The organism is Corallococcus exercitus, assembly GCF_003611585.1.
Lineage (GTDB): Bacteria > Myxococcota > Myxococcia > Myxococcales > Myxococcaceae > Corallococcus > Corallococcus exercitus.
The window spans coordinates 1-10426 of the sequence record NZ_RAVW01000354.1; the positions used below are offsets into that span (position 1 = coordinate 1).

Genomic DNA, 10426 nt, shown 5'->3' on the forward strand with positions numbered 1-10426 from the left:
CCCCCACGCAGCCGAAGTCACAGCCGCAGCCGTTGGCGCAGGGTGGGGTGCAGGGGAATGCGACGCAGCAGCCCCAGCCCCAGAACGTGAGCGGCGCGAAGCCCACGGCCATCGTGAACGGCAAGCTCTACCAGCCGAAATCCAGCAGCGTGGAGAACGCCATCCGCAAAGCGTCCGACCGCGTCGGCGTGGACTACGGCTACATGAAGGCCAAGGCGTTCCAGGAGAGCACCTTCGACCCGGCGAAGAAGGCCCGTGACACCACCGCCACGGGCCTCTACCAGTTCATCGACAACACGTGGCTGGGGATGGTGAAGCAGCACGGGGCCGAGTTCGGGATGAAGGACCTGGCCTCCCACGTCAAATACAACCCCGCCACCAAGGAGCACTACGTGGACGACGCCGGCGCGCGCGAGAAGATCTTCGCGATGCGCAAGGACGCCGACATGAACGCGCTGATGGGCGCCCAATACGCCAAGGACAATCAGGTCATCATGGAGCGCAAGGGCCTGAAGGTGGGGCCCACGGAGCTGTACCTCGCGCACTTCCTGGGGCCGGACACGGCCGCGAAGTTCCTGCTCGCGCGCCAGTCGGGCCAGGGCGACACCAGCGCCGCGTCCCTGCTGCCCCGGGCCGCGAAGCCCGCCACGAATCACAAGCTCTTCTACGAGGCCTCCGGGAAGCCCCGCTCCGCGGACGCCTTCTACAAGCACTTCCAGGACCTCATCGTTCCCAACGCGAACGCCTACACCCGCGCCAAGGTGAACTGACGCGCACAGCCAGGGGGGGCCCCACCGTCCGACCGGTCGGCAGGGGTCTCCCCCGGGTGGAAGCGCCTCCGATTGGCCAGGGGTGGACAGTGAGGGCCGCACGCACCCGGCGCCATGTCCGGGCGTGCCTGCACGCCGAGCGAGGACGCTTGAACTCCCGGGAACGCCCGGTGATAAGTGCCCCCGTCGCCGTTAACCCTGGCTGTTCGCTCATCCGCAAATTGGAGGCAGTTCCATGGCTCGTGAAGTCGTCATCGTGGGCGCGGCCCGTACCCCCATCGGCTCCTTCCAGGGAGCGCTGTCCAAGCTCACCGCCCCCCAGCTGGGCGCCATCGCCATCAAGGCGGCGCTGGAGCGCGCGGGCGTGAAGCCGGAGGCCGTGCAGGAGGTCATCATGGGCTGCGTCCTTCAGGCGGGCGTGGGCCAGGCGCCTGCCCGCCAGGCGTCCATCTTCGCGGGCATCCCGGAGTCCGTGCCGGCCGTCACCCTCAACAAGGTCTGTGGCTCCGGCCTGAAGACCGTGATTGCCGCGGCGCAGGCCATCGCGCTGGGTGACGCGGACGTCATCGTCGCGGGCGGCATGGAGTCCATGTCCAACGCGCCCTACTTGAGCCACACCATGCGCGGCGGCGCCCGCATGGGGAACGTGGAGTTCAAGGACGCGATGATCAACGACGGCCTCTGGGACGTGTACGGCAACGTCCACATGGGCAACTGTGCCGAGGAGTGCGCCACCTCCCAGGGCATCAGCCGCGCGCAGCAGGACGAGTTCGCGCTGGAGTCCACGCGCCGCGCCATCCAGGCCCAGAAGGAAGGCCTGTTCGCCGCGGAGATCGTCCCCGTCCAGATTCCGGGCAAGAAGCCGGATGAGTTCACCACCGTCTCCGAGGACGAGGGCCCCAAGAACGCCAAGCCGGACAAGATCCCGGGCCTGAAGCCGGTGTTCAAGAAGGACGGCACCGTGACGGCCGCCAACGCGTCCTCCATCAACGACGGCGCCGCGGCCGTGGTGCTGATGAGCGAGGAGCGGGCGAAGGCCGAAGGCCGCACCATCCTGGGCCGCATCAAGGGCTACGCGCAGGCCGCCCGCAAGCCGGTGGAGTTCACCATCGCGCCGGCGGACGCCATCAACGCGCTGCTCAAGAAGCAGAACATCACCGCCAAGGACGTGGACCTCTGGGAGATCAACGAGGCCTTCTCCGTGGTGTCCATCGCCAACAACCGCATCCTCGGCCTGGAGCCGCAGAAGGTGAACGTGCGCGGCGGCGCGGTGGTGCTCGGCCACCCGATTGGCGCGTCCGGCACGCGCGTGCTCATCACGCTGCTCCAGACGATGAAGGACCAGGACAAGAAGCGCGGCGTGGCGTCGCTCTGCATCGGCGGCGGCGAAGGCATCGCGCTGATGGTCGAGCGCTGAGGACACGGCCCGCATGAACAAGGTCTACGCGAGCGCGGATGAGGCGGTCGCCGACATCCCGGACAACATCACCCTCATGAGTGGTGGGTTCGGGCTGTGCGGCAATCCGGAGAACCTCATCGAAGCCCTTCACCGCAAGAACGTGAAGGGCCTCACCATCATCTCCAACAACTGCGGCACCACGGAGCTGGGGCTGGGCGTCCTCCTGCAGAACAAGCAGGTGAAGAAGATGGTCGCCAGCTACGTGGGGGAGAACAAGGAGTTCGAGCGGCAGTTCCTCTCCGGTGAGCTGGAGGTGGAGCTGAATCCGCAGGGCACGCTGGCGGAGCGCATCCGCGCCGGCGGCTGCGGCATCGGCGGGTTCTTCACGCCGACGGGCGCGGGCACCCAGGTGGCCGAGGGCAAGGAGTCGCGCATCATCGACGGGCGGCTGCACGTGCTGGAGACGCCCCTCAAGGCCGACTTCGCCATCATCCACGCGTGGAAGGCGGACACCTGGGGCAACCTGGTGTTCCACAAGACGGCCCGGAACTTCTCTCCCATGATGTGCATGGCCGCCAAGGTCACCATCGTGGAGGCGGAGCACATCGTGCAGCCGGGAGAGCTGGACCCGGACCAGGTGCACATCCCGAGCATCTTCGTGCACCGGCTGGTGCAGGCGAAGAACCTCCACAAGTGGATCGAGCGGCGGACCGTCCGCAAGAAGGCGTCCTGAAGCCATGCCCCTGACTCGTGAACAGATCGCGCAGCGCATCGCCCAGGAGCTCAAGGACGGCTTCTACGTCAACCTGGGCATCGGCATCCCCACGCTCGTGCCCAACTACATCCCGCCCGGGGTGGAGGTGGTGCTCCAGTCGGAGAACGGCCTGCTCGGCATCGGGCCGTACCCGGACGAGGGGTCGGAGGATCCGGACCTCATCAACGCGGGCAAGGAGACGGTGACGGTGGTGAAGGGCTCCGCCTTCTTCGACTCCGCGCTGTCCTTCGGGATGATCCGCGGCGGCCACATCGACCTGGCCGTGCTGGGCGCCATGGAGGTCAGCGAAGAGGGTGACCTGGCCAACTGGATGATCCCCGGCAAGATGGTGAAGGGCATGGGCGGCGCCATGGACCTGGCCGTGGGTGCCAAGCGCATCTACGTGGCCATGGAGCACGCCAACAAGGACGGGCAGCCCAAGATCCTGAAGAAGTGCTCGCTGCCGCTGACGGGCCTCAAGTGCGTGCACCACATCGTCACGGACCACGCGTTCATCGACGTGACGCCGGAGGGCCTGGTCCTGCGGGAGCTGGCGCCCGGACTGACGGTGGAACGGGTGCAGCAGCTCACCGAGCCGAAGCTGAAGATCGCGCCCGACCTGCGCGAGATGAAGTTCCAGGCCTGAGGTACGGTGCTAGGGTGCGCTTCCGTTGCCCCGCCGCTCTGTGGAGGCGGACGGAAGCCACCTTTCCTAAGGGGAACGGAGCACCGCATGTCCGACACTTCGGAGAAGCCCGTCCCCGCGCCTCGCGCGCACCGCATCGACCATGAGCTGCCCGTGGCGTACCGCACGGTGGCGGGCTTCGTGACGGACTGGGCGGTGAACCTGTCGCGCGGCGGGCTCTACATCAACACGCAGCAGCCGCTGCCGGTGGGCACGGTGGTGCGCCTGCTGGTGTCGCTGCCGGGGGCCAGCTTCCCGGTGGACCTGTCGGGGAAGGTGACCCGGACCAACGCGCAGGGCACGACGGGCGCGGAGGTGCCGGGGATGGCGGTGGAGTTCCTGGACGTTGACGACGAGAAGCGGTCGCGCATCGAAGCGTTCGTGGAGCGCCTGCGGGAAGCCCTGCCGGCGGACGAGCGTGGCAGTGCGACCCGGAAGTAGGGCGGCCCCACCCAGGCGGCCCCCACGAGTGCGCCTGCGATGACGACGCTGCCCGAAGCCCCCATTGAACTGACGATTGAACGGCTGGGCCAGCTTGGAGAGGGCGTGGCCCAGTGGGAGGGGCGCACCGTCTTCGTTCCCGGCGCGTTCCCCGGCGACACCGTGCGCGTCCTCCTGGAGGCCCAGGGGAAGGTGCTGCGCGGACAGCTGCGGCAGGTGCTGGCGGACGGGGCGGAGCGCGTGTCGTCGCGCTGCGTGTACTCCGACGCGTGCGGCGGCTGTGACTGGCTGGAGCTGGCGGTGACAGCGCAGCGGTCGGCGAAGCAGGAGATCGTCCTCTCCACCCTGGAGCACCTGGGCCACCTGAAGCGCTCGGCCTTCACCGTGCGGCCGCTGATGGTGGCGCCCCGGGACTGGGGCTACCGCCGCCGCGCGGTGCTGCACGGGGCGGGGAAGGGGGCGCTCGGCTACTTCGGCCGGCGCACCCATGAGCGCATCCCCATCGACGTCTGCCCCGCGCTCACGCCGGTGCTCTCCGCGCTGCCCGGGAAGCTGGCCCCGCTGCTCAAGCCGCTGGCCAAGGACACCGAGGAGGTGCTGCTGCTGGCTGAGGGCGACAAGGCCGCGTTCGCGGTGAACCTGAGCGGCCCGGTGACGGCGCGGCACCTGGAGGCGGCGGAGGCCGCGGTGCGCGCGCTGCGGCTGGAGGGCGCGGTGCTGGTGCCGAAGGAGGGCTCGGCGCGGCTCATCGGGCGGCCGGTGCTGCGCTCGCTGTCCCCGCTGCGCCCGGAGGTGCCGGTGTACCTGCGGCCGGATGCGTTCGCCCAGGCGCACGCGGAGGCCAACGTGGGGCTTGTCACCGCGGCCCTGTACGAGCTGGGCGCGAAGGAGACGGACTCCGTGCTGGAGCTGTACTCCGGCAACGGCAACTTCACGTTCCCGCTGGCCGGCACGGCAGGGTCGGTGCTGGGCGTGGAGTCGTCCCCGGTGGGCGTGGAGCTGGCGCAGCGGAGTGCTCGCGAGGGCGGGGTGGCCAACGTGCGCTTCGTCCAGGGCGACGCGCGCAAGGTGTGCGACGGGCTGGTGGCGGAGGGCCGTTCGTTCGACCTGTGCCTCGCGGATCCGCCGCGCGCCGGGGCTCCGGGCCTGGCGAAGTGGATGCGCGCGTTGAACGTGCGCCGGGTCGTCTACGTGGCGTGCGACCCGGCCTCGCTGGCGCGCGACGCGGCGGGGCTGGTGGAGGCCGGTTACAAGCCCGTGGCGCTCCAGGTGGTGGACATGTTCCCGCAGACGCACCACGTGGAAGCGGTGATGTCCTTCGAACGGGGGGCCTGACGCCATGGACGCGCGCATCGTCGAGTTCGCGGAGGTGCTTCGTCAGAACGGCGTCCGCGTCAGCACGTCCGAGGTGCAGGACGCCCTGCGCGCCACCGCCGAGGTGGGCGTCCAGGACCGGGCGCTGTTCCGCTCCGTGCTGCGCACCACGCTGGTGAAGCGCGAGCTGGACGTGGAGACCTTCCGCCGCGCGTTCGACTTCTTCTTCTCCGGCGCGGCCCGCACGTTCGAGGCCATCGACGCATCGCTGGCGAAGCAGCTGGAGGAAGAGGGCTATCTGGAGGGCGACCTCCTGAAGATGGTCATCTACCAGATGAACCTGCTGGCCCCGGAGATGTCCCCGCTGGCGCAGGCCATCCTCGCGGGCGACCGCGCTCGGCTGGCGCAGATCTTCCGGCAGGCGTCGCTCCAGCTGGACCTGGGGCAGTTGGAGAGCCCACTGCAGACGGGGTTCTTCACGCGGCGGATGCTCGCGGCCGCGGGCATGGAGCGGGCGCGGTCCGACCTCAAGTCGCTGGAGGACGAGCTGAAGGCTCGCGGGCTCCATGCGGAAGGGGTGGAGATCGTCTCGCGCCACGTGGCCGCGGCGATGCGCAAGATTGAAGACGCCGCTCGCGCGGAGGTGAAGCGCCAGTCCGAGGCTCGCATCCGCCGCCGCACGGACGCCGTCACGGAGAAGCCGCTGCACCTGCTCACGCAGGCGGAGGTGGACCAGATGGAGGCCGCCGTCCGCACGCTGGCGGAGAAGCTCAAGAGCCGGATGATCCGCAAGCAGCGCTCGCACCGGAGAGGCTCGCTCAATGTGCAGCGCACGCTGCGCCGGAACATGCCGTGGGACGGCGTGCCCATGGTGCCCATGTTCCGCACCCGCCGGCCGGAGCGCCCGGAGCTGGTGGTGCTCTGCGACGTGTCCGACTCCGTTCGCAACGCGTCCCGGATGATGCTGCTGTTCATGCACACGCTGCAGTCGCTGTTCGTGCGCGTGCGCTCGTTCGTCTTCGTGTCCGACGTGGGGGAGGTCACCCAGTTCTTCAAGGACCTGGACGTGAGCGAGGCCATTGACGCGGCGACCGCCGGGCGCACCGTGTCCATGAGCGCGAACTCCAACTACGGCCGTGCGCTGGCGGACTTCACGCGCGACCACCTGGGCAGCATCACGCGCCGCACCACCGTGATGATCATTGGCGACGGCCGCAACAACTACAACGCGAGCAACGCCTGGGCCCTGAAGGACCTGAAGCGCAAGGCCAAGCGCGTGCTGTGGATCTGCCCCGAGGACCGGGGCAACTGGGGCATCGGCGACAGCGAGATGCTCACCTACGAGAAGCACTGCACCCAGGCCGTGGTCGTCACCTCCGTGTCGGACCTGGCCCGCATCGCGGAACAGCTCGTCCCCGTCTGAAAACCCGTTTCAACCCGAGGAGCCCCATGGCCCCGTCCTTCTTCGACGACTACCAGGACGTCCCCAACGTGGAGACCGGCCCGGACTTCGACGCCGCCGACGACCGCACGCTGCGCATGGCGTCCCGCCCGGTGGACAAGGCGCTGCTCGACGCGCTGGTCCGCTACCAGGAGACCTTCCTGGCGCACGTGGAGGCGGAGGCCGGCCCGGAGGCCATGGCCCGCGCGGCCAAGGCGGCGCTGGAGGCCAGCGGCCTGGACGTGAAGGCGGCGGAGTGGGGGAGCGCTGTCCTGCGGGCCTTCGGCGGGCGGCGGTGGACGATGCAGCGGCTGCGCTCGAAGCTGACGGAGCTGGAGTCCCGCTCCGGGCCGGAGGTGGACGAGGTGAAGAAGCGCGTCCGGGACGAGCTGGTCAAGCAGGAGCGGGAGACGGACGCCCTGGGCCGGCGGTACGGCGTGGACACGGTGGCCCTGCTCCGGGAGCGCGAGCCGGAGCTGCTGGCCCTGCACACCCGGCTCACGAAGGTGCTCAGCCGGGGATGACCCGGAGTGCCCGCCCGGTTGCATTCCGCGTCCGGGCGTCGCATAACGGCCCGTTTTCCTTCAAGGCCCACCCATGAAGCGCTACTTCATCCACACCTTCGGCTGCCAGATGAACGTCAATGACTCGCTCCGCATGAGCGAGGCGTTGTCGAAGATGTCCTACGTCCCCACGCCCGAGGCGGACAACGCGGACCTCATCATCCTCAACACCTGCTCCATCCGGGAGAAGGCCGAGGACAAGATGCTGTCCGCGCTGGGGCGCTACCGCGCGGTGAAGGCCAGCCGCGGCGCCATCCTGGGCGTGGGCGGCTGCGTGGCCCAGCAGGAGAAGGACAAGCTGCTGAAGAAGGTGCCCTACCTGGACTTCGTCTTCGGCCCGGACAACATCGCGAAGCTGCCGGAGGTCATCGGCCGCGTGCTGGACGCCCGCGAGCGCGTGGTGGAGACGGCCTTCGTGGACTCCGAGGAGTACGTCTTCCCGCGCGCCGACGCGGAGACGTCCCGCGGCAAGGTGTCCGAGTTCGTCACGGTGATGAAGGGCTGCGACAACGTCTGCTCGTTCTGCATCGTCCCGCACACCCGTGGCCGCGAGGTGAGCCGCAACTTCCCGGAGGTGCTCAACGAGGTGGCGGACCTGGCGGGCGTGGGCGTGCGCGAAGTCACGCTCATCGGCCAGAACGTCAACTCGTACCAGGGCGGCATCAGCTTCGCGCAGCTGCTCCTGCGCACCGCGGAGGTGCCGGGCATCGAGCGCGTGCGCTTCACCACGAGCCACCCGCACGACCTGTCGGACGAGCTCATCGAAGCCTTCCGCGTGCAGCCGAAGATCGCCCCGCACTTCCACCTGCCGGTGCAGTGCGGCAGCGACCGCATCCTGAAGATGATGCGCCGCGACTACACCGTCGAGCAGTACATGGAGCGGCTGGAGAAGCTGCGCGCCGCGCGGCCCGGCATCGCCATCACCACGGACATCATCGTGGGCTTCCCCGGGGAGACCGAGGAAGAGTTCGAGATGACGATGCAGCTCACGGAGCGGGTGAAGTACGACAACCAGTTCTCCTTCGTGTACAGCCCTCGGCCCAAGACGGGCGCCGCGCTGCGCGAGAAGGACTGGGGCCCCATCCCGCACGAGGTGAAGGTGGCCCGGCTGGAGCGGCTGCAGAAGCTGCAGCGGCGCATCAGCGGCGAGTACACCCAGGCGCAGGTCGGGCTGGACGTGGAGGTCCTGGTCGAGGGCCGCTCGCGCTACGACGCCACCAAGCGCTTCGGCCGCACGCCGGAGAACCGCACCGTGAACTTCGAGGGCGACGCTCCGGCGGGCTCCATCGTGAAGGTGCACGTGGAGCGCGCCACGCCCAACCAGCTCGCGGGCAAGCAGGTGGCGATGCTCCAGGCCCCCACCGTGGCGCCGCCCGCCGTGGAGCTGCCCGTGCCGCTGCATGTGCCGGCGGAGGCCTGACGCTTCCGCCGCTGTTCCGCCGTCGGAGGTACTCCCATGCCGTTGAAGCCGTTTCGCGGGGTGTCCCCCCGCGTCCACCCGAGCTGCTTCATCGAGGACTCCGCCCAGGTGGTGGGCGACGTGGAGCTGGGCGAGGACTCGTCCATCTGGTTCAACTCCGTGCTGCGCGGGGACGTGAACTCCATCCGCATCGGCAAGCGCACCAACATCCAGGACCTCACCATGGTGCACGTCACCAGCCAGGGTGACTCCACGACGGTGGGCGACGACTGCACGGTGGGCCACCGGGTCATCCTCCACGGGTGCGTCGTGGGCAACCGGGTGCTGGTGGGCATGGGCGCCATCCTGATGGACGGCGTGGAGGTGGGGGACGACTGCATCATCGGCGCCGGCACGCTCTTGACGCCCGGGACGAAGATTCCCCCCGGGACGCTGGTGGTGGGCTCGCCCGGCAAGGTGAAGCGCCCGCTCAACGACGGCGAGCGCGAGTTCCTGGTGCAGTCCGCCCTCCACTACGTGCACACCGCCGCCGAACACCGCGCCAGCCGCTGACGCGGCCACGCTGTGCGTGTTAGGAACACCCCCATGGCTCTCGTGCCCGAGACGACCCTGAAGGCCTGTCCGCTCTTCAAGGGCTTCACCGACACCGGCATCTCCATCTTCGCGGCGGCGGCCGTGTCGCGCGCCTTCCCCAAGGGGACGGCGCTGTTCACCGAGGGCAAGCCCGGGGATTCACTCCTCATCGTGGGCGAGGGCACCGTGCGGCTGAGCGCCCGGAGCCCGTCGGGTGAAGACGTCCCGCTGGGTGAGGTGACCGTCGGGGAGCCCCTGGGAGAGCTGGCGCTGGTGCAGAAGGGTGAGCGGCTGTGCTCCGCCACCGCGCAGACGGACGTGATGGCGCTGGAGATCCGCGCGGCGGACTTCCAGAAGCTGCTCGCCGCGAAGCCGCAGGCCTGCATCAAGCTGCTGATGGGCATCGTCAGCCACTTCGGCGCGAAGGCCCGGGACAACCGGGACATGCTGCGCACGCTGGTGGCGCGGGCTCCGGGAAGCTGACCGACTGTCGGGCAGGTCGCGCAAGGTTCCTGCCCGGAGGCCGGAAACGCTCGGGGCCCTGCCACCCGCACCCGAGGTGGTTACTGTGCCTGCCTGGAGTCCCCCCGGGCTTTCAAGCTGTCGCACACCGTGGGTGTGGGTAGACATGAAGCCGGGGCTTTCGTGGTGGGGCCCGGGCGCTTGAGGTGGGAAGCTGGGCGGCCGGAGTTTTCAACTGCCGCACCCGGTTGATGGCTGGGTGGTGGACGGGCTGGCCCGGGTGGTTGCCGAGCGGCCCTTCGGAAGTGATTGGACGGAACGACGCGTGGAAGAACTGCTCACCAACCTGCTCGGTAACTCCCAGGGCCTCTTCGCCTACCTGACCGTATTCTCCGTCCTGGTGGCCTGCGGCCTGGGCGTGCCGCTGCCGGAGGACATCTCGCTCATCCTGGGTGGGTTCCTGGCGCACAAGGGCGCGGCCCACCTGCCGGTGATGATGGCGGTGGGGTTCTTCGGCATCCTGGTGGGTGACAGCCTCATCTACCTGGCGGGGCGCCGGCTGGGCACGCGGCTGGGGTGTCTCTTATACACCTCTGACGCTGCC

General features: G+C 69.2%; 12 protein-coding genes. All 12 read left to right on the plus strand.

Annotation, left to right across the window (positions count from 1 at the left end):
• On the plus strand, nt 1-770 hold a 770-nt coding region (locus D7W79_RS43935; RefSeq protein WP_208729889.1), incomplete at its 5' end, for a hypothetical protein.
• Between the two features lie 235 nt (nt 771-1005).
• Entirely contained in the window at nt 1006-2187 is a 1182-nt protein-coding gene (locus tag D7W79_RS31700) for a thiolase family protein (protein WP_120529111.1), read from the plus strand.
• A gap of 13 nt (nt 2188-2200) precedes the next feature.
• A complete protein-coding gene (locus D7W79_RS31705) occupies nt 2201-2902 on the plus strand; it encodes a CoA transferase subunit A (protein ID WP_120529112.1) in 702 nt (233 codons plus the stop codon).
• A gap of 4 nt (nt 2903-2906) precedes the next feature.
• Nucleotides 2907-3569, plus strand: a complete 663-nt coding sequence (locus D7W79_RS31710; protein ID WP_120529113.1) for a CoA transferase subunit B — start codon at nt 2907-2909, stop codon at nt 3567-3569.
• 87 nt (nt 3570-3656) lie between these two features.
• Entirely contained in the window at nt 3657-4049 is a 393-nt protein-coding gene (locus D7W79_RS31715; RefSeq protein ID WP_120529114.1) for a PilZ domain-containing protein, read from the plus strand.
• A 39-nt stretch (nt 4050-4088) separates the two neighbouring features.
• Complete coding sequence (locus tag D7W79_RS31720; RefSeq protein ID WP_120529115.1) at nt 4089-5384, plus strand: class I SAM-dependent RNA methyltransferase; 1296 nt, start codon at nt 4089-4091, stop codon at nt 5382-5384.
• A 4-nt stretch (nt 5385-5388) separates the two neighbouring features.
• Complete coding sequence (locus D7W79_RS31725) at nt 5389-6786, plus strand: VWA domain-containing protein (protein ID WP_120529116.1); 1398 nt, start codon at nt 5389-5391, stop codon at nt 6784-6786.
• A 26-nt stretch (nt 6787-6812) separates the two neighbouring features.
• A complete protein-coding gene (locus D7W79_RS31730) occupies nt 6813-7328 on the plus strand; it encodes a hypothetical protein (RefSeq protein ID WP_120529117.1) in 516 nt (171 codons plus the stop codon).
• 73 nt (nt 7329-7401) lie between these two features.
• Entirely contained in the window at nt 7402-8787 is a 1386-nt protein-coding gene (miaB, locus tag D7W79_RS31735; RefSeq protein ID WP_120529118.1) for a tRNA (N6-isopentenyl adenosine(37)-C2)-methylthiotransferase MiaB, read from the plus strand.
• 36 nt (nt 8788-8823) lie between these two features.
• Complete coding sequence (locus D7W79_RS31740) at nt 8824-9339, plus strand: gamma carbonic anhydrase family protein (protein ID WP_120529119.1); 516 nt, start codon at nt 8824-8826, stop codon at nt 9337-9339.
• A 33-nt stretch (nt 9340-9372) separates the two neighbouring features.
• Nucleotides 9373-9843, plus strand: a complete 471-nt coding sequence (locus D7W79_RS31745) for a cyclic nucleotide-binding domain-containing protein (protein WP_120529120.1) — start codon at nt 9373-9375, stop codon at nt 9841-9843.
• Nucleotides 9844-10147: 304 nt separating this feature from the next.
• Nucleotides 10148-10426 (plus strand): DedA family protein (locus tag D7W79_RS46505; RefSeq protein WP_500681248.1); only part of this gene is annotated, 279 nt, incomplete at its 3' end.

Coding starts and splice junctions, on each gene's coding strand:
- D7W79_RS31725 (WP_120529116.1), top strand. CDS start 5,389: ATGGACGCGCGCATCGTCGAGTTCGCGGAGGTGCTTCGTCAGAACGGC.
- D7W79_RS31715 (WP_120529114.1), top strand. CDS start 3,657: ATGTCCGACACTTCGGAGAAGCCCGTCCCCGCGCCTCGCGCGCACCGC.
- D7W79_RS31730 (WP_120529117.1), top strand. CDS start 6,813: ATGGCCCCGTCCTTCTTCGACGACTACCAGGACGTCCCCAACGTGGAG.
- D7W79_RS31700 (WP_120529111.1), top strand. CDS start 1,006: ATGGCTCGTGAAGTCGTCATCGTGGGCGCGGCCCGTACCCCCATCGGC.
- D7W79_RS31705 (WP_120529112.1), top strand. CDS start 2,201: ATGAACAAGGTCTACGCGAGCGCGGATGAGGCGGTCGCCGACATCCCG.
- D7W79_RS31745 (WP_120529120.1), top strand. CDS start 9,373: ATGGCTCTCGTGCCCGAGACGACCCTGAAGGCCTGTCCGCTCTTCAAG.
- miaB (WP_120529118.1), top strand. CDS start 7,402: ATGAAGCGCTACTTCATCCACACCTTCGGCTGCCAGATGAACGTCAAT.
- D7W79_RS31710 (WP_120529113.1), top strand. CDS start 2,907: ATGCCCCTGACTCGTGAACAGATCGCGCAGCGCATCGCCCAGGAGCTC.
- D7W79_RS31740 (WP_120529119.1), top strand. CDS start 8,824: ATGCCGTTGAAGCCGTTTCGCGGGGTGTCCCCCCGCGTCCACCCGAGC.
- D7W79_RS31720 (WP_120529115.1), top strand. CDS start 4,089: ATGACGACGCTGCCCGAAGCCCCCATTGAACTGACGATTGAACGGCTG.